The organism is Paenibacillus sp. GCM10027627 (assembly GCF_042675505.1).
Classification (GTDB): Bacteria; Bacillota; Bacilli; order Paenibacillales; family Paenibacillaceae; genus Pristimantibacillus.
Window position 1 is genome coordinate 165,269 of record NZ_JBHTHB010000001.1, and the last position, 18,519, is coordinate 183,787.

Annotated in this window: 15 protein-coding genes and 1 pseudogene; 11 read left to right on the forward strand and 5 right to left on the reverse strand. The window is 49.5% G+C overall.

All coding sequences use genetic code 11. From position 1 onward, the window contains the following. Window positions 1-37 precede the first annotated feature (37 nt). The 8 genes from ACFQZE_RS00740 to ACFQZE_RS00775 all read left to right on the forward strand — a co-directional run bounded on the left by ACFQZE_RS00740 (window position 38) and on the right by ACFQZE_RS00775 (window position 10,199). Window positions 38-3,628, forward strand: a complete 3,591-nt coding sequence (locus ACFQZE_RS00740; RefSeq protein WP_379352620.1) for a hypothetical protein — start codon at window positions 38-40, stop codon at window positions 3,626-3,628. Between the two features lie 323 nt (window positions 3,629-3,951). After that, complete coding sequence (gene bioA / locus ACFQZE_RS00745) at window positions 3,952-5,313, forward strand: adenosylmethionine--8-amino-7-oxononanoate transaminase (protein WP_379352622.1); 1,362 nt, start codon at window positions 3,952-3,954, stop codon at window positions 5,311-5,313. Next, window positions 5,310-6,053: a dethiobiotin synthase gene (gene bioD / locus ACFQZE_RS00750; protein WP_379352624.1), complete on the forward strand. Its 744-nt coding sequence runs from the start codon at window positions 5,310-5,312 to the stop codon at window positions 6,051-6,053. The genes bioA and bioD overlap by 4 nt, the downstream gene beginning before the upstream one ends. Then, window positions 6,050-7,045 (forward strand): biotin synthase BioB, encoded by a 996-nt coding sequence (gene bioB, locus ACFQZE_RS00755; RefSeq protein ID WP_379352626.1) that lies wholly within the window; start codon window positions 6,050-6,052, stop codon window positions 7,043-7,045. Before bioD ends, bioB begins: the two co-directional genes overlap by 4 nt. A 14-nt stretch (window positions 7,046-7,059) precedes the next feature. Continuing rightward, window positions 7,060-8,238 carry an 8-amino-7-oxononanoate synthase gene (bioF, locus tag ACFQZE_RS00760; protein ID WP_379352628.1) on the forward strand — a complete coding sequence of 393 codons (1,179 nt, stop codon included), beginning with the start codon at window positions 7,060-7,062 and terminating at the stop codon, window positions 8,236-8,238. Further along, window positions 8,235-9,014 carry an alpha/beta hydrolase gene (locus tag ACFQZE_RS00765; protein WP_379352631.1) on the forward strand — a complete coding sequence of 260 codons (780 nt, stop codon included), beginning with the start codon at window positions 8,235-8,237 and terminating at the stop codon, window positions 9,012-9,014. Before bioF ends, ACFQZE_RS00765 begins: the two co-directional genes overlap by 4 nt. Then, window positions 8,977-9,825: a malonyl-ACP O-methyltransferase BioC gene (gene bioC, locus ACFQZE_RS00770; RefSeq protein WP_379352633.1), complete on the forward strand. Its 849-nt coding sequence runs from the start codon at window positions 8,977-8,979 to the stop codon at window positions 9,823-9,825. The genes ACFQZE_RS00765 and bioC overlap by 38 nt, the downstream gene beginning before the upstream one ends. Before the next feature lie 77 nt (window positions 9,826-9,902). Continuing rightward, on the forward strand, window positions 9,903-10,199 hold the full coding sequence (locus ACFQZE_RS00775) for a hypothetical protein (RefSeq protein WP_379352635.1): 297 nt from the start codon (window positions 9,903-9,905) through the stop codon (window positions 10,197-10,199). Here ACFQZE_RS00775 and ACFQZE_RS00780 read toward each other — a convergent pair. Beyond that, a complete protein-coding gene (locus ACFQZE_RS00780; RefSeq protein WP_379352637.1) occupies window positions 10,150-10,563 on the reverse strand; it encodes a hypothetical protein in 414 nt (137 codons plus the stop codon). The two genes, ACFQZE_RS00775 and ACFQZE_RS00780, sit on opposite strands and share 50 nt — an antisense overlap. Here ACFQZE_RS00780 and ACFQZE_RS00785 point away from each other — a divergent pair. Further along, a complete protein-coding gene (locus ACFQZE_RS00785; protein ID WP_379352639.1) occupies window positions 10,547-10,972 on the forward strand; it encodes a class F sortase in 426 nt (141 codons plus the stop codon). The genes ACFQZE_RS00780 and ACFQZE_RS00785 overlap by 17 nt on opposite strands. Before the next feature lie 479 nt (window positions 10,973-11,451). Here the strand turns inward: ACFQZE_RS00785 and ACFQZE_RS00790 are convergent, their stop codons facing one another. From ACFQZE_RS00790 to ACFQZE_RS00800, 3 genes are all read right to left on the reverse strand, one after another. Next, window positions 11,452-12,468 carry a DUF4179 domain-containing protein gene (locus ACFQZE_RS00790; protein WP_379352641.1) on the reverse strand — a complete coding sequence of 339 codons (1,017 nt, stop codon included), beginning with the start codon at window positions 12,466-12,468 and terminating at the stop codon, window positions 11,452-11,454. Next, a complete protein-coding gene (locus ACFQZE_RS00795) occupies window positions 12,461-13,006 on the reverse strand; it encodes a sigma-70 family RNA polymerase sigma factor (RefSeq protein WP_379352643.1) in 546 nt (181 codons plus the stop codon). Before ACFQZE_RS00795 ends, ACFQZE_RS00790 begins: the two co-directional genes overlap by 8 nt. A gap of 132 nt (window positions 13,007-13,138) precedes the next feature. Continuing rightward, window positions 13,139-13,915: a Gmad2 immunoglobulin-like domain-containing protein gene (locus ACFQZE_RS00800; protein ID WP_379352645.1), complete on the reverse strand. Its 777-nt coding sequence runs from the start codon at window positions 13,913-13,915 to the stop codon at window positions 13,139-13,141. Between the two features lie 278 nt (window positions 13,916-14,193). Between ACFQZE_RS00800 and ACFQZE_RS00805 the strand changes: the two genes are divergently transcribed. Both ACFQZE_RS00805 and ACFQZE_RS00810 read left to right on the forward strand, forming a co-directional pair. Further along, window positions 14,194-16,815, forward strand: coding sequence for a winged helix-turn-helix domain-containing protein (locus ACFQZE_RS00805; protein WP_379352647.1), 2,622 nt, complete (start codon window positions 14,194-14,196; stop codon window positions 16,813-16,815). Between the two features lie 25 nt (window positions 16,816-16,840). Beyond that, a pseudogene (locus ACFQZE_RS00810) lies at window positions 16,841-17,117 on the forward strand (VOC family protein). Window positions 17,118-17,265: 148 nt separating this feature from the next. Here ACFQZE_RS00810 and ACFQZE_RS00815 read toward each other — a convergent pair. Further along, window positions 17,266-18,201, reverse strand: a complete 936-nt coding sequence (locus ACFQZE_RS00815) for a hypothetical protein (protein ID WP_379352649.1) — start codon at window positions 18,199-18,201, stop codon at window positions 17,266-17,268. Between the last annotated feature and the right edge of the window lie 318 nt (window positions 18,202-18,519).

The following is an 18,519-nucleotide window of genomic DNA, read 5'->3' on the forward strand; positions in this document are numbered from 1 at the left end:
TCAGTCCATTAGAACATAAAGGAGGCTCCCCCTTTCCATGGATCAAAATCATTCCGCTGATCGGATAACGATGCCAATGTCGCAAGGCGACGGCGGCCGGCAGGCCATCATTCATATTTCAAGCGAGCTCATGAAAAACCAAATGCCTTCCTCGATTCTGGAGCCAACCAAAAACATATGCGTTGTGCAGGACAGCGGGGGCAAACCGATGATCTTTACGATCGGCACAGACGCCAAATTCCATTTGCTCAAATACGACGAGGCGTCGGCGGTAGGATTTACGGCAATTGATTTAAGCGAAGGATTTCCCGAGTATGCTACTGCCAGAACGTTTGCCGTATCGCAGGATAATAGCGGCAACATTACCGTTTGCGTTGCATTGAGCAAGTCTAATGAGGCCGTCACCGATTTATTTATAGCCCCGATGATTTCAAACGATTATTCGCAAGTAGATTGGAAGGCATTCAGAGCGTTGGCCAAACCGATAGCTGGAGCGGATAAAGGGTTTTCGGCCGAAAAAATGATCATTGGCACTTCGGACGATGGACAAGCTCCTCTTGTCATTGTTTCCGGCCATATTAACGGACCTAAATATTACTATCAAGTAGACGCGGCAACAGCGGCTGCGGTAAAGTGCGAGTTTCCTCAAAACGTTAACCAGCACCCGGACAGTCTGATGGATATGTCTATCGGCTATGCGTTCGGTCAACGCGGCATTTTCTTTCTTTATAAAATAGGCAATTCGCAAACGCTTGAATGTACGACGATTGCGAACAAAATGCTTGGTTCCATGCACTATGACTACAGTCCGGGCAATCAAAAAATACCGACGGAATTTCAAGGTTTGAAATACAACTGTATCGCCACGCCGACCGGCGTCCAATCGAATCCGCTTCTTCTGTCCTCGGACATTTTTGTAGGCACGAATACCGGCATTTATTTATTTAAAGACTCCAAAATCAAAGGGATGCAGAAGGTAACGGACAAAATTCGCGATGTCCATGAAGTCATCGTTAAGGAAGATCATGAAAATATTTCGATTTGGGCGATGTGCAGCCCGAATAAGCTCTATTACATTTACGGGAAAAAGGGCCGCACATACACGTGGAACGATCCGGTCTTGTTTAGTAATACGGCTATCCATCTTGCGCCGATCCGCAGCAGCCTGAAGCTTGCAAACGAGCTGTTTCTAGTTAACCAGGATCAAAGCGTAACGCACTATTGGCAGGACCCTTCCTCTACGTTATGGCAGCAGAGAGTGCTTCATTTTGCCGGGTCCGATAAATGTATAGAGTTCAATTCCTTCACGACTCATATTAACCTGACGGACGAAAGAGGGAAGCCGCTGGCCCAGCAGAAGCTTCAAATGACTTCCTCAGAATGGATGTACGCCGGGATTAACGGCTTGACGTATAGTCTGGATATGGATAATGCGGCGGAAATTGAAACGGATAGGATGGGGAATGTCACCATTGTCCAAATGACATCGGATATATCATCCGCTATCTTTCACATTGAGGCTGACTTTCTCGATAAAACGTTGAACATTTACCCCAACGGCCGTATTCATAAAGGGCTTCAAGCGATTAAGAGCGGGGACGATTTGAAAAATGCGGTCACTTCAGACGGCAAACCGGTCCTTTCCAGCAATCTGGATCAAAGCACATTAAACGGCGTAGCGCAAAGTGTAACGCAAATTACGGGTGCCGGAACCTCATTAATGGAGAGCGCTATTCCGTCCTCAAACACCTTCGTATCGGTGACGGACAAGACGGTCAAACATACAGGTCTGATCAACGTTTCGCATTTGCCTTCAGGCTTTGCGGCGGGTATGAAAGTGAAGAACGGATTGCTGCAGCCGTACGCCCCTAAAAATGAGGGGCATGTGTTGATGGGAGATGCTTTACTTGGAGATGTGTTCGACGACATTATTTCCTTTACTGGCGACTTGCTTCATTCTATTGAGCATGCGTTTGAAGCGGGCATCAAGTATGTTCGCGATGGAGTTACTTATTTGCAGGAAGGCGTAAGCTTTGTCATTCGGAAAGTCGAGGACGGTCTTATGCTGGCGCTGAACTTAGCGGGCAAAGTAATGAATATCGCGCTTAAGACGCTTGGATGTGTATTTAAAGCTCTGAACTGGGTGCTGAAGCTGGTAGGCATCGACCTGAATAAAATTTTGGAATGGCTAGGGCGCCTGCTCGGTTGGACGGATATTTTAGAGACGAGCGACCGGCTAATGGACGTATTCAACGGTTATCTTGACTCGCTTACAGAAGCTATCCCCGCCGTAAGCGCAGCGATTGGCGATACGCTGACCGCTCTTGAACATAAAATTGCCGATCCTTCCATCGTCGCAAAGTTCAAAGATAAAGCGAACGAAAAGGCTTCCGCGGGGGGCGCTTCTATCTTTCAAAACCCGTTAATCAACTGGCCGATGTACCATATTATGCACGGTAACTTTTTTTTGGGCGGCGGTGGTTCAGGCGGAGCGGATCGTGGAGACAAGTCGGTCATTCAGCAAATTGAGAGCGCACTAAAGACGTTGGTTCAACAGGAGATGTTTATTGCCGAATCCGCGATTCATCAAATGCTTGAAACTTTTGTGGAAAAGATACCGGATATGGCGATTGGAGATATTTTCACAAAAATATTCGAGATTATTGCCGTCGCTTCTATTGAAACGGTGAAAAACGGAGTGGAGGCCATTCTGAATTTGACCGGTGTTCTTGTAAAAGCGATGAAAGACCTGCTCAATGAAGAAGTGGATGTTCCGATATTGTCCACCTTGCTGGAACTTATTATCGGCGATCGGAAGCTGTCCTTGCTGCGTGTATTTACATTAATTTTGGCCATTCCAACTCGTATCATCTATCGGATTGCAACAGGCGATTCGCTCTCAAACGAACAGTTATTTGTTCCGCAAAAAGAGGATATGAGCCGGTTGGTGACAGGCAGCTCTGCCAATTTGCCTCAAGCTTCGTTATTGAGAGGGGAAAAGGATTACATCGAGACGAACGACGCGATCGGGATTACTTACGCCGTAGCCCGTTTCTTTGAAATGATATTTGCCGACATCAATTTGATTAAGTATGCCTCCGGGGCGGGCGGAGCGGTTGCGCCTGACGGCGGTGGAATAAGCAGTACGCTTTCAGCCAAAAAATATATGATCGGAGAATCGGTGTTTTCCGGCATTTCCATTGCTATGATCATGGCAAACGCAAAATCTACCATGAAAGAAGGAGAAACAGCGATAAATAATTATTTGCTCGCTACCATATGCGTTTCTTCCGCGAGACTGGTTTCTGTCGGCATTGGAGCGTATAAGGAAGAGTATAAGCCTTGGACACGCAGCTTTTCTGTGTTGTGTTATTTGGGCTTAACCATTGCGGGATGTGTTCAATTTGCTGGCGAGGATAAAAATCGATCCAATAACATGAGGTTTTCGTCAAACTTTTTTGCGAATTTGTACAAAATCGTCTCGAGCTTTCCATTTAAGGTACAAAACCCTTATGGTTTGGTTGCGTTAGGCGTCACTAATTCCTTATTTGCACTGACGCATATTTCATTAGTGTCAGCCCGAATTAAAACAGATAGAGACGATAGGGTTACGTTTAGGATCGTATAGCTAATGGGACGATCTCAAAAGCAGATATTTCTGCTCAACGAGATCGTTCATGCGATTAAAAAACAGCATAAATAAAGGAATGGCGATGCAGGGACTCCTTGCATCGCCATTTCTTTTTTGGAAGCCTCTTTTATGAGGCGAATCTTCTATTTTTTTATTTTAGAGGAAAGATATCGAGTTTCATGGGACTCAGAGAAGAATAATATCTTTACAGGGACGCCATGTTTTGCTAGAATGGCAACGTTATTGTAAACCTATAATTAATTTAAACTGGTTAACAATTAATTTCGATGATTTTGACAATCTAAGGGAGGCCTTCCCGCATGACAACACGTTATGAGCAGCTTGCCGATCTAAATAAACGCTATCTTTGGCATCCTTTTACACAAATGAAAGATTACAATGACTCCGATCCGCTCATTATTGAACGAGGGGAGGGCGTTATGCTTTTTGATGTCCATGGCAGAGCGTATTACGATGGTTTTTCCTCCGTTTGGCTCAATGTGCATGGACATAATGTCCCGGAATTAAACAGGGCGATAGCCGATCAACTGGAAAAAGTAGCTCATTCCACACTGCTTGGCATGGCCAACATACCGGCGATTGAGCTGGCGGAGAAGCTGGTATCCATCGCTCCTGAAGGCTTAAACAAAGTGTTTTATTCGGACTCCGGGGCGACTGGAGTTGAAATTGCTATCAAGATGGCTTTTCAATATTGGCATAATCGCGGATTCCACGAAAAAAAGACGTTTATTACGATGAACGAAGCTTATCATGGCGATACGATAGGCGCGGTCAGCGTGGGGGCGATTCCGCTCTATCACGAAACGTTCCGTCCGATGTTGTTTTCGGCTCAGAAAATTCCGTACCCTAGCTCAAGCCGTCTAGCAGGGTCGCCCGAACAGTCTATGGAAACTACGCTCGCCGAATTGGTCCGTTTGCTGGACAACCGGGCGGATGAAATCGCGGCGCTTATTGTGGAGCCGATTGTTCAAGGGGCTAGCGGCATTCAAGTGATGCCGCCGAGCTGCTTGCATGAAATTGCAGTTATGTGCAAAAGGTATGGCGTTTTGCTTATCGCCGACGAAGTGGCGACCGGCTTTGGCCGGACGGGAGCCATGTTCGCCTGCGAGCTGGAGGGAGTAACGCCCGATTTGATGGTCGTAGGGAAAGGGCTGACCGGCGGCTATTTACCCGTGGCCGCGACGCTTGCGACCGACGACATTTACAAGGCGTTCTACGCCGATTATGCGGAGAAAAAAACGTTTTTCCACGGTCATTCGTATACCGGAAACCCGCTCGGCTGCGCTGTGGCGCTCGCTAGTCTGAAGCTGTTTGAGGAGCGAAACATGATTGAGGGAGTCAAAGCGAAAGCCTCCTTTGTGGAGCAACAGCTATCGCCACTGCTGGATCGTCCTCATGTAGCCGAAATTCGTCAGAAAGGGCTTATGATTGGAATCGAGCTGGTGCGTGATAAGGAAACTGGCGAGTCTTACGAATGGACGGAGCGAATCGGAGTGCGGGCATCAATGCGGGCAAGGGAGCTTGGCATGCTCACCAGACCGCTTGGAAACGTCATCGTATTTATTCCTCCGCTTTCCAGCACGGAAGCCGAGCTTGCCGCGATGACGGATATTTTGTCGCAAGCGATCATCGACGTGACGGAAATCGGAGCTGGCGCATGAGCGGGTGGCGCGGGTTATTCGTAGCAGGAACGGATACGGACATCGGCAAGACGGTAGTGACGGGCGCCATCGTAGCCGCTTTGCGTGACGAGGGGCTGAAACTGGGCGTTTGGAAACCGGTTCAATCCGGCGCCTCAATCGGACTTGGCCACACCGATGCCGAACGGTTAATCGCCTATTCGGGAATAGCTGAACGGCCGGAAGCCGTTGCGCCTTATTCATTCGCTGCGCCGCTTGCTCCTTATGCAGCCGCTCAGAAGTCCGGAATGTCTCTGACACTTGAATCCATAACGGAAGCGGGCAGGCCGCTTGCAAAGCGGTATGACGCGCTGCTTGTCGAAGGTGCGGGCGGAGTGCTGGTGCCGCTTGCCGAAGACGGACTAGTACTGGACCTGATGGCGGAGCTAGGCTTGCCTGTGCTCATTGTTGCCCGCTCAACCCTTGGAACGGTCAATCATACGCTGCTGACGATCTCTTGTTTGAGGCAAAAAGGGATTCCGATTACCGGGGTCATCTTGAACGACGGAAAGAGAGCGGCGGCAGACGGCGATCCAAGTGTATCCGGCAACGCCGAAATGATCGAAAGATACGGAAAAGTGCCCGTACTCGGCCATTTTCCGTATATTGGAGCCTTTTTGACGACTGAGAAGCTAGCTGCCGCCGCTCGGCAAAACTTGCAGCTTAAGAGGATAAGCGAAACTTTGCTGGGTGAATTCAATTCGAGGAGGAATAAGGTATGAATGCTGTTGAAGTAGGCAACTGGGGGATGTTTGCGAAGAAGGCGCTTGACGGACAATGTTTGACGCTGGAAGAGGGGATGGCTGTGCTTCAAGCGGACAACGAAGAGGTATTGCCGCTTATGCAGGCTTCTTTTCAAGTGCGCAAGCACTATTACGGCAAAAAAGTAAAGCTCAATATGATCATTAATGCCAAAAGCGGGTTATGCCCCGAAGACTGCGGCTATTGCTCCCAATCGATCGTCTCGACGGCTCCGGTCAAAAAATATTCCATGCTCGACAAAGAAACGCTGCTTGCCGGAGCGAGGGAAGCGTTGAACCGCCAAGCAGGCACGTATTGCATTGTCGCATCCGGAAAAGGGCCAACGCCGAAGGAGCTTGATCAAGTGATCGAAGCGGTGAAAGAGATTCGTGATACTATGCCGCTAAAAATTTGCGCTTGTCTCGGCATTTTGAAGGAAGGCCAAGCGGAGCGGCTCGCGGATGCGGGCGTGCATCGGTACAACCATAATTTAAATACAAGCAAAGCCAATTATCCGTCTATTACGACTACGCATACATACGACCAACGGGTGGAAACGGTTGAAAAAGCAAAATCGTACGGCATGTCGCCTTGCTCAGGCGTCATTATCGGCATGGGCGAGTCCGACCAGGAAATCGTCGAGATGGCTTACGCCTTGCGCGAGCTGGATGCCGACTCGATTCCGATCAACTTTTTGAACGCGATACCGGGAACTCCGCTAGAGAAGGCGGGCCGGACCTTGCCGATGAAAGCGCTGAAGGTGCTGGCTTTGTTCCGCTTTATTTGTCCGAAAAAAGAAATCCGCGTTGCGGGAGGAAGAGAAGTCAATCTTCGTTCATTGCAGCCGCTTTCGCTTTATGCAGCCAATTCGCTTTTTGTCGGTGACTACTTAACGACGGAAGGACAGGATGTAACTGCCGATCATGAGATCATAGAAGATTTGGGATTCGAAGTGGAGCTGAATGCACTGTGAGGCGGTAGACGCGGATGAAATGGATCGAAGAGGAACTGGATCGATTAAAAGAGGGGGATCAAGAGCGTAAATTGAAGCCGTTTACAGCCGTGTTTGGCTGCCCGGGCTATGGCAAGCGTGAAGGGAAGCCGCTTCTTCATTTATCCTCCAACGACTATTTAGGTCTGTCTCAACATCCTTCTATTATTGAGGCGATGAACGAAGCACTCGTTATGGAAGGTGCGGGTTCCGGTTCATCTCGTTTGGTTGCAGGAAACCGGGCCATATTCAAAACGCTGGAGGATGAGCTTGCCGTTTGGCAGAGAACTGAAGCGGCGCTCGTATTCTCAAACGGCTATATGGCGAATTCAGGCCTCATTCCTGCGCTTGTCGGTCGAAACGATGTCGTATTCAGCGACCGATTGAATCATGCCAGTATGGTGGACGGCATCGTACTGAGCCGGGCGGAGTATATCCGCTATCGTCATAACGATATGGAACATTTGAAATATTTGCTTGCCCGTCACCGGGATCGGCGGCGTAAATTGATCGTAACGGATGCCGTCTTTTCGATGGACGGCGACCGGGCGCCGCTGGAACAGCTGGTGTTGCTCAAACGCGACTACGGAGCGATGCTTATGGTGGACGAAGCTCATAGCGGCGGCGTCTATGGAGAAAAGGGCGAAGGCTTGGCCCATTGCCTCGGTCTTCATCAAGAAATCGATATTCACATGGGCACTTTCAGCAAAGCGTTTGGCATATACGGAGCATATGTATGCGGAAATGAAACGTTGATTCGATGGCTGATCAACAAGGCGAAGCCGCTTATTTATTCGACGGCATTGCCGCCTTCGGTCATCGCCGGTATTTACAAGTCGCTGGAGCTAGTCCAATCCGGGCAAGGGCGCCGTCATAAGCTGTTTGCGCTTGCCGAGCTTTTCCGCACCAAACTTGCGGAAGCCGGCTTTCAGGTTGGTCGCGGTGACTCTCCGATCGTTCCAATCATGGCCGGAGATAACGGATTGGCGCTGCAGTTTGCCGATGCGTTGGAAGCAGAGGGCATATTGGCTGTAGCGATTCGGCCCCCAACTGTGCCTGACGGCACGGCCCGCATCCGCTTTTCATTAACGGCTGCCCATACGGAGCAGGAGCTGACGGATGCGGCAGACCGCATTATACGAGTCGGACGTCATTTGGGAGTGTTGACATCTTGAGCGAAAATTATGCGTTACAAAAGAGTGGACAAGGTCAAGCGATTGTCTGGCTGACAGGCTGGAGCATGCCGTATGATGCATTTGCTTCTCTTGCTGCGAAGCTGCCGGATTTTCATCATTTTTTTGTCGATTTCAGCGATGCAGTGGGTCCTTCCGATATTCGCGAGAAGGCGCTGGCCGCCACGGTTGCAGCAACAAAGCTTTCTCAATCGCCGCCGCTCATTGCGGGCTGGTCAATGGGGGGCTTGCTTGCTTTGGGCCTTGCGGCGAACGGTTTAACGAAGGGGCTTGCACTGTTTGGCGCGACCGGACGGTTCCTTCGCGCAGATAGAGATGGGGAGCTTGGCTGGGCCGATGGTTATGTAAGAAGGATGCTAGCGGGACTTCGAGTAGACCGGGAAGGCGTGGAACGTAAATTTCGCGATATGCTGATTAGCGATTGGGAGAGAGAGAGCGGTTTCGGCGCAAAGCTGCCGGAGGGAGGAAGCTGGTCGGTCGAGGCGCTTGAGGCTGGTTTGCACATTTTGCGAGCGGAGAACTATTTGCCTATGCTGCCTGAAATTGATTGTCCCGTGTTGTTGATTCATGGCTCGGCTGATCGGATTTGTCCATTCGGAGCTGCTGAGCTGTTGCATCGCGAGCTTCCTTTGTCAAGCTTCATTCAAATATTTGGCGGCGGACATGTTCCTTTTTTAAATCGTGAAACCGAACTGGCGGGAAGGATACGGGACTGGTGGAATGAACCTAAACGCAATCAACATTCAGCGACGATTTAACCAAGCTTCTGGCTGCTATGACGGTCATGCCCATATCCAGCGGATGATGACAGATCGACTTATGGGGGTCATTACCGAAGGGGATACAAATCCAATGCCAACTGTTGCTGGGAAAGCTCCTTTTCATATATTGGAAATTGGTTGTGGGACGGGAGCGTTAACGGAGCGGCTCATCCGAAAGTGGCCCGATGCCACAGTTTTGTCTCTCGATCTTTCTTCCAACATGCTTCATGCAGCGGAACGAAGGATTAGCGGAACGTTTCAAGGAGCTGCTGTTCGTTTCCTTCAAGCAGATGTTGAGAAGTGGTCTGTCGATGCTTCTCCAGCCGTTTTTGATCTCATTGTATCGAGCGCATGTTTTCAATGGCTGCACGACGCTGGAAAAACGCTGAAGCATCTTCGCAAGCTGCTTAAACCATCTGGCCGGCTTGCGTTCGCAACCTTTGGCCCAGATACGTTTCGCGAGCTTCATCAAGCTTTTGGCGACGCATATTTGGCTCAAGGCTTGAAACCGCAGCGGCATGGGCTGACATTTTGTTCTGCGACGGAATGGCAGAGGCTGCTGGCAGCCGGGGGATATGAACGATTTCAGCTTTTGCAGGAGCTGATGACGGAACAGTATGCTTCGCCTAGGAAGCTTCTTCATTCCATAAAAGGAATGGGAGCGAGCACGACGGAAGCAGGGATGGTGGAGGGGCTCAGCTTGCGCCGATTGTTTGAAGACATGTATGGGGCGTACGACGATAAATTTAGGTTGGGCGATGGAGTTGCCGCTACTTATGAAGCGATATATATCCAAGCATTTCAATGAGATTTCCATCATAATCGAGACGATATGGGACACTCTAATTCGTGGGGAAATAAACCGACGACGAGGTGGTTATTGAAATGAAGAAAATCGCACTTGCCATTATGTCTACATGTTTGTTTTTTACAGTCGCAGCCGCTACCGCATCGGCATCTTCATATGTAGAGCCAAGCAAGCATAAGGCTCATGAGCATAGAATGCATGCCACTGAGCATAAAGCCCATGAGAAAAAACTTCATGCCAAAGAACATAAAGCTCATGTGAAAAAATTGCATGCCAAAGAACATAAAGTAAAAGCGCGCGCGCACAAGTTGCATGCCAAAAGCATTAAGCCATATGCCTTGCCGAAAACAGGCAATGGCGGCGCAAGCGAATAAAAGGAGTAAGAGGAAAGGAGATACGTATCTCCTTTCCTTTTTTAACGAGAGCCATGATAAACGGAAAACGGAGAGTTCCTTTTTGGATATTAATTTGTTTACTTATTGTTACAGCTTCCTCCGGCTGTACACAAACACAACCAAAAACATACGACATTTCAAAACCGTCATCCCCTCTGCCGCTTTCATCGTCTGCTATACCGTTGCCCTCGACTGAAGCGACACGGCTTCCTTCAGCCGTTGCAACTCCATTCCCATTGGCTGCTGCAACACCGCTCCCAAAGGAGAGTTTGATTCCGGGCAAAAAAATGTCTTCCGGGATCCCAGATGGCGGTTTTCCAAGTCGGTTGTCGATTCCATCCATCGGAGTTGATGCTTCTGTTGTACCCGTTGGCATCTTGGACAATGGACAAATGGATGTGCCTGCATCTGCACATTCAATCGGATTATTGTCACCTGGCATTATGCCGGGTGAGCCCGGTACGGCTGTTATGGCCGGCCATGTGGACGATTTGACAGGGCCAGCGGTTTTTTACTCATTGACGAGTCTGAAGGTCGGGGATCATGTGGTCGTTTCGAATGCGGAAGGGAAATCACTCCTTTTTCAAGTGATTATGGCACAATCCTATCCGACGAATGCAGCGCCGATCGATCAAATATTTGGAGATACCGAGGAAGCGCGGCTGCATCTGATTACTTGCACCGGAAAGTACGACCGCAAGACGGGAAATTACGATAAAAGGCTGGTCGTGTACACCCGACTAATAGAGTAAATCTAGATATGTTTTAAAGAAAAAGCCTTCAAACCCACTATAGCGGTGGTTTTGAAGGCTTTTTGGCTCTAGATGTGAATGTGCAACTGGCTCATCCGTCGTTACTCTTTTGGAACATCCCATTTTGAGGAAAAGCACAACCGTGACTGAGAGGAGGCCCCTAGTTGTGCGAGAAACCACTAGGGAGCTCGCGCAGCCTCTTTTTGGACAATTAGTTGTGTCAGAAACCACTGGAGCCATCGCGCAGCCCCTTTTTGGATAATTAGTTGTGCCAGAAACCACTGGAGCCATCGCGCAGCCTCTTTTTGGACAATTAGTTGTGTCAGAAACCACTAGAGCCATCACGCAGCCTCTTTTTGAACAATTAGTGTTGCGAGAAACCACTAGAGCACCGTCTTGCGAGTTTTTATGTTTTAATCAGGCAAACAAACCTACTTATGGGACAGCCTCATTGTTGTCGGCGTCCGCCTCAAAAGGCATTAAGGCAGCGCTTTGGGAAGTTCGTTGGCAGTTCTTTTTTCAATTGTGAAGTCGCCTTGCGTCATACCATAGGATTGCATCAGCTCGGCCAGCTTGGCTTCAGCTTGTTGCTGGCTGCTGAAATAACCGGCCTCAAGGAAAAAGCCGCCTTCTCGGTCTTTCAACAAGCGCAGTCCGTTTTCCGCCATCAGCGTTTCTTCGTAAATGCTTTTTTCATGCAAGTTTTCGTAAGCGACAGACGGTGTTCTAACCGAATAAACAGGCGGCCGCTCCTGGCTTTCCTTGCTTGGACGAATAGTGAGCACCACTTTGGCAGGCTCTTTGTATTCTTGAACTTCATACTCGACTTTCGATTTAAAGGTGACATTAAACCGAATTAATGAATCGTCAAGCGACACAATTTCATAAGCATCCTTGATAAAGTCGCTTTGCTGAAGGGCAGTCAGGTCCTGCGCCGCGCTAAACCGTCTGGCTCCCCCGATTGCAAAAGTCATCGTATCGGGATATTCGCTGTATTTGACATGGAAGGCGTTCGCGAACTGCTGCGCCGCTTCGTCCTGCTGGAAATGAACGACGATTTGTTCCATCCCGTCCTGCTTGTGCAGCGAAATGACGTTAATGTCGGTACTGTCCGTAAGCTGTCCGCCTTGTGCGCCGTTTTTGTCGAACTGAAGCGTTTTGACAAGCGTGCCGAGGCCGGGAATTTGCTCCAGGCTGTTTGCAAATGCGGGCATTGTATTGATGCTTACTGTAAACAAAAGAAATGCCGCCGCCGTCCCGGCGCCAACTCTACTGGCCCAGCGGTATGCCAAATGGCGGGTGCTGCGATGACGCTTTTTCTTTTCCGATTCAACTGTTTCGAACTGCTGCTCTGTTATTTCGCTTTCCCGTTCTGCGGAATGGTTTTCCCGCTCCGCCATCGCTCGCTGAATAGCGGCTTCCGTCGCGGCTGCAAGGCGATCCGGTATTTTAATGTCGTCGTATTCTTTTTTCAAAAATTTCATTCGATCATTCATCGTCTTCCCCCTCTTTCAGATCGATATTCAATTTGGCCAAAGCGCGATAAACGGTCGATTTGACCGAGCTTAGCGGCATGTCGACGATATCGGCCACTTCCTTTAAGGGCAAATCCTCAAAATATCTCAAAACGATGACCGTTCTCGATTTTTCATCCAAACTGTTCAAGGCGCGGTGCAAGTCGAGATGCTCCTCCGTACCTTCCTTGACGTAGCCGGCTTCGTAGTCGTCATTCAAAAACACTGTTTTTTTCGCTTTTCGTATATGTTCAAGCGCGCAATTCACCGCAATTTTAGTTAGCCACGTCCCAAAATAATGCGGTTCCCGCACTTTATGTACAGAGATGAACGCCCGGTAAACGGCTTCCTGTACAATATCGAGAGCGTCATTTTCATTTCGCACATAGGTAAATGCGATCCGATAAAGCCGGTCCCGCCCGTGTTCGATCAGCGTGGAGAAGCTGGCGGCATCTCCGGCTATCGCTTGTTTTGCCAGTTCGGTATCGTTTACAATAGCGCATCGCCTCCTAGTCTCCATTTATGCTCCGCCAAACGATTCCAATTATACGGAAGTGTTCCATAAAATAATGCCGTCCCGCAAGGAAAGCGGCGTTCGAAAACGCCGCTGGCTGTAGGACAATCCGGATTGCTTGATGCCGGATTTTTTGGCTTATGGCAAGCTGATCGACTTTTTGCCAACCGGCTTTCCGCTTTCTTCATCCATGCCGAACAGATCAAGCGTTAGAGAACCTTTGCCGGACAGTCCGGCAGCGTCAATCGCAATAACAGAGTCTATTGCTCCCCAATCTGGTGCGCCAATCGAGGCAGTATCGTAGCCATTGGCTACCACTTTGCCGCCTTGAAGGACGTTGTAGTGAAACGTTCCTTCATGCATTTGCGCTTCGCCTTTAACCGTATATTCTAGCGATACAGGCAGGAGCTTCAGTCCGCGGAAAGACTCGTTTTCATACGTTTTTCCGTTTGTATCAAGAGTTACTGGAATGGAAATTTTGCGGACTTGCTTGCCGCTTTCTTGGTCTACTTCATAGAGTTCTACCGTAAGCGGCAAGTCGATGGCAAGCTTGTCTGCCGGGATGGTGATTCGCTGCTCCATTTTGCCCCATTCAGGGCCGCCAGCGGAAGCTGTGCCGAAGTCGGAAGCGATCACTTTGCCCCCTTGTTTGACCGCATAGTGGTACGTGCCTTCAAAAACGCTCGCTTCCCCTTTAAGGTCAAATACAAAGCTTTTTTTCTCTGCTTTTACGTTGCGGAACGACTCCTCTTGCTTTGGCGCAACTGCTCCATTGTCCTTTTGATGAACAGCTTTTTTGGCAAGCTGGTTGGCTAGCGCGACGTTGCGGTCGTCAAACGATGTGGCGATATACCCGACTAGGGATGCTCCTGCGATAACAGTGGCTGCGATTGTTCCGATGGCTGCTTTTTTCATAATATTGTTCTCCTTAAAGTTGTTTTATTTTTTGGAATCTCTTTATCTAACCTTTTTATACATGTTTTGAACCATGGTTTATTGCGCTTCATGAAGTTTACATAGGTTAGATGGGCGAGGGGCGCAAAAAGACGCATGGGAATAAAATCCTTTTATTTCGAGGGGGTATTTCCGTTAATAGATTCGGTTTCTGCCTTGTCTTGACGGCAAAAAGCGGGCCTCTCTATAATTGAATTATGACTATGCCGCTGCTAGCTACAAAATTGATATTGCCTCAGATGAGGCCAAACGCAGTCCGCCGGGCTTCCTTGATCAATCGGTTAAATGATGGACTGCATCGCAGGCTGACGATCGTATCCGCTTCGGCCGGCTTCGGGAAAACGACGCTTGTCCGCGAATGGCTTGCACAAAGCGGACGCCCGTCGGCTTGGGTATCGCTGGATGAGGGTGACCGGAACCCGGCTGAGTGGCTTATGTATCTGTCCGGCGCCTTGGGGACGGTCGGAGCCGTTTTTTCCGACGCTTGGTTTTCTGTGCTTAGATCCCTCGATACACTGCCTATATCATCCCTATTGACCGCATTATTAAACGAAGCTGCTGCGGTCGAATCTCCTTTTATCCTTGTATTAGACGATTACCATACCATTTCATCAAACGAGATGGACGAACATCTTGCGTATTTCATTGAGCGGATGCCGTCTAATATGCATCTCGTCATAATCGCCCGGCATATGCCAAAGCTCCCGTTCCCCCGTCTTCGGGCGAGAGACCAGCTGAATGAATGGCGAGGGGACGACTTGCGGTTTATGCCAGACGAAACGGGGCAGTTTTTAAACGGTACGATGGGGCTAACCCTTTCGACCGAACAGACGGAGCTGCTTCAAATCCATACGGAAGGCTGGGTTGCAGGTCTTCAGCTTGCCGCTCTTGCTTTGCAGGGGGAGCGGAACAATACGCGTTTGTCTCAGCATTTGACCTTCAGAAATCATTTTGCGCTAGACTATCTCTTCGAAGAAGTGCTTCAGAAGCAGTCCGAACCTGTTAGACGATTTTTGCTCTGCACCTCTGTATTGGATCGGATGTGCGCGTCCCTGTGCGACGCGATTTTGCCGGATTCCGCTGTTTGCGGAAGGGATGTTTTGGATGAGCTTGAACGAGCCAATCTGTTCCTTGTCCCGCTAGATCATGAGCGAAAGTGGTACCGCTATCATCACTTGTTCGCCGAATTGCTCCGTCGGCAGCTTGTCAATATAGAATATGAATCCAACCATAGGAACGGACAGGAAAGTATTTTTGAATTGCATAAACGGGCCAGCCAGTGGTTTGAGGGGCAAGGCTATCTGCTTGAGGCGTTCAACCATGCCGCAGCTGCACACGATACAGCGCGAGCGGCAAGGCTAGCGGAAGGGGAGGGGATGCCGCTTCATTTTCAAGGTGCGGCTTATCCCGTTTTAAAATGGCTGGAGTCACTGCCCTACTCCGCTTTGAACGATCATCCTTCGCTGCTTGTGATGTTTGCGTCCGTCTCGCTGTTTGCCGGGAGGACGGAGCGGCTGGAGGAAATGCTGCTCTCGGCGGAAACCGTGCTTCGCAGCTTTGAGCCGCGGCAGCGGAGGGAAGATTTAATGGGGCACGCAGCGGCAATAAGAGCCGTCGTCGCGGCGAGCCGCTATCATGCGGACGAGATCATGGAGCAATCCCTTTATGCGCTCGCTTTATTGCATCCCGATAATAAGGCTGTTCGAGCTTCGGCTACCTGGTCGCTTGGATTTGCCCATCAATTACTGGGAAATCGAGCTGCGGCTAAGGAGGCTTATGCCAGAGCCCAGTCGGTTAGCCAAACGATAGGCCATGTAATGATTGAGCTTCTGGCGGCAATCGGACTTGGCAACTTGCAGCAATCGGACAATCTATTGCCGCTTGCTGCAAGCACTTACCTAGAAGTATTGCGAATAGGAGGGCAACTGCCGCTGCCGGTTTTGTGCGAGGCGCATCTCGGACTTGCGCGCATTTATTATGAGTGGAACGAGCTTGAGCTTGCCGAACAGCATGGTGCAAAAGCTTCCGAGTTTGCCCGGCAGCTCGAAGCTGCAGACAGACTTGTCAGGTGTGAGCTGATCGATGCGCGGATAAAATTAGCGCTTGGAGATGAGAGAGGCGCGGAGGAAGCTTTGGAGAGAGCCGTTCTTGCCGGGTTGCGTAACGGAGGCGACGAACGAATGCCCGAACTTTCCGAAGCTCAAGTTTTGGCGCATGTTGCCAAAGGACAGATGGCGGCGGCGGCTCGTTTGGCGGATGAGAGGAAGCTCCCGATAGCCCGAAGCCGCGTTTTTTTGGCAAATGGAGATGCCCAAGCGGCGTTTGTATTGCTTAGCGGGTATGCCGCCGAGCTTAGCCGGCAAGAGCGGGAGGATGAGCGGCTAAAGGTGACCGTGATGCTGGCGGTCGCGCAAAAAGCGGTTGGAGATTCCAGCGGCGCGGAGAGAAGAATGGCCGAAGCGCTGCAGATGGCGGAGCCGGGCGGCTACATCCGACTATTTACCGATGAGGGCAACCCGATGCGCGAGCTGCTGGGGCTTGCTGCATCGGGTGGAAATAATCAGGCTTTTGCAAGCAAGCTGCTATCCTATTTCCATGACGAGACCCCCGTAGAAATAATCGGGCAGACAGGCCAAGTGCCTGTTTCGTCTGCTCACTCCACTTTAGCCGAACCGCTGAGCGCAAGAGAATTGGATGTGCTGAAGCTTATCGCTTTAGGGCTATCCAATCATGAAATTAGCGAACGTCTTTTTCTTGCGCTAAGTACTGTCAAAGGATACAACCGAACGATCTACGACAAGCTGCAAGTGAAACGAAGAACGGAAGCCGTTGCGCGCGCACGCGAATGGGGACTGCTATAAACGATAAATAGAAGGATGATCCGCTATGAAAGTTGGAGCTATAAATCATTTGCTTTTTTCGGTTGCCAATCTAGATAAATCTATTCCATTTTACGAGGAAGTGTTTGAGGCAAAGTTGCTAGTCAAGGAAAACTTTAAAGGTTCAAATGGTTCCAGGACGCGTTCGCGATGAAAGAGATAGAAAATCCATCTATTTTACCGATCCCGACGGACATAAATTTGAGCTTCATACAGGTGCCTTGCAAGAAAGGCTTGACTATTACAAGGCCGACAAAACGCATATGGAATTTTTCGATAGTTAAAAATAGAGCCCTCTCCCGAACCATCTTAATGGATCGGTGAGAGGGCTCCTTTTTGATTTTAAAGAGGGAAGCTAGACTTAAGTCTTGGTTTCGTTAAGACCCGAGGTGGTTATCCGCCTCCCTTTTTGCGGGGTATGCTGGTTAAGTCTTAGCTTGGAGAAAACTCATGATCCCATTTGTACTTTTCATCGTAGATGCGCATGACCTCATGATGCAGCGTTTCCGAATGAGGGAAAGAATGGTTTTGGACAAATCGGAATAGTCTTAAAAAACGGTCCTTTGGCAAATAGCGGGCATAGCGGATAAGCAAATAAGGGTACAGCGCTATGTAACGCTTTTTGCGAACGGCTGCAGCGGAGACCCCCGTTAGAATGGCTTTGCCGTTCGCCATTTTTAATATTTCGGCTTCGTGCTGGAGCACATAGCGGAAGGTGTTTTCCTTCAGCAGATCCCGTCTGATTTTGGCCAGTTCCCCAATATAAGCGGCAAGATCGGGGTGAAAAACGTCCATGAGCAGCGGCTCAATCATCAAATCCATATCCCTGCGCAAATGGAACGTTTGCAGCAGCAAAATTTGCTCCAGACGCAGCTGGTCGGTTTGCACAAGCGCTCCGATTTCGCGCAGCATTTCGTAAGTGCGGGGCTTGTCGCCCCCTTGGAACACTTTGATAGCCGCTTGGCGATCCTGCGCAAGTCCAGTGACGAGCGCGTAAGCATTCCTTTGCAGCAATTTTTCGAGCTGAACGGAACAAAGCGCAGGGGTGGAGCGCACTTGCAACGTCCATATAAAGGCAAGTACTGCGATTGCCGTTCCGGCAAGCAGCCCGATTTGCAGCGGCGATTCGCAAAAGGGGATGCCAGCCCCCGCTAGGATGAGCAAAAACAGCCGCTCTCTCCAAATCTTTTTTTGCACCAGCACGGCCGCCCGCTTCTCGAGGGGCTTAAGGGAGCTTTTGCCGCATATTGCGCAAAGGTCTTCGCCAAGGACGGTGAAATGAGAGCATTTCGCACATATTTTCAGTTTTTGATAAGGATAAAGCACGCGAGTATAAGGCTTCAGCGTAACGGCAATTTTGTTCGTCATGAGGAACCACTCTGTCCGCGTTTAAGAATAGATATGACAAGCTTGCTAATTTGCTGCGGCGAAGGAGCTTGTTTCCTTTGAGAGCGATAGCGTATCATTTTCGTCAAAGCTATGAGAACCAAAAGGCCTATTATTACGTATGTAACCATGTGATGCGCCCCCTTCTATATGACAAATTAAGGTGATTTATGAAATTTGATCAGGTATACTTGTTGTTAGTATATCATCATAGTGGCTCTGATGACTAACGATGACTTTCAGATAAAAGGGACTACAAATCGGCATTCAGCCAAGGAGGACTATCGTGATTTTACGAAA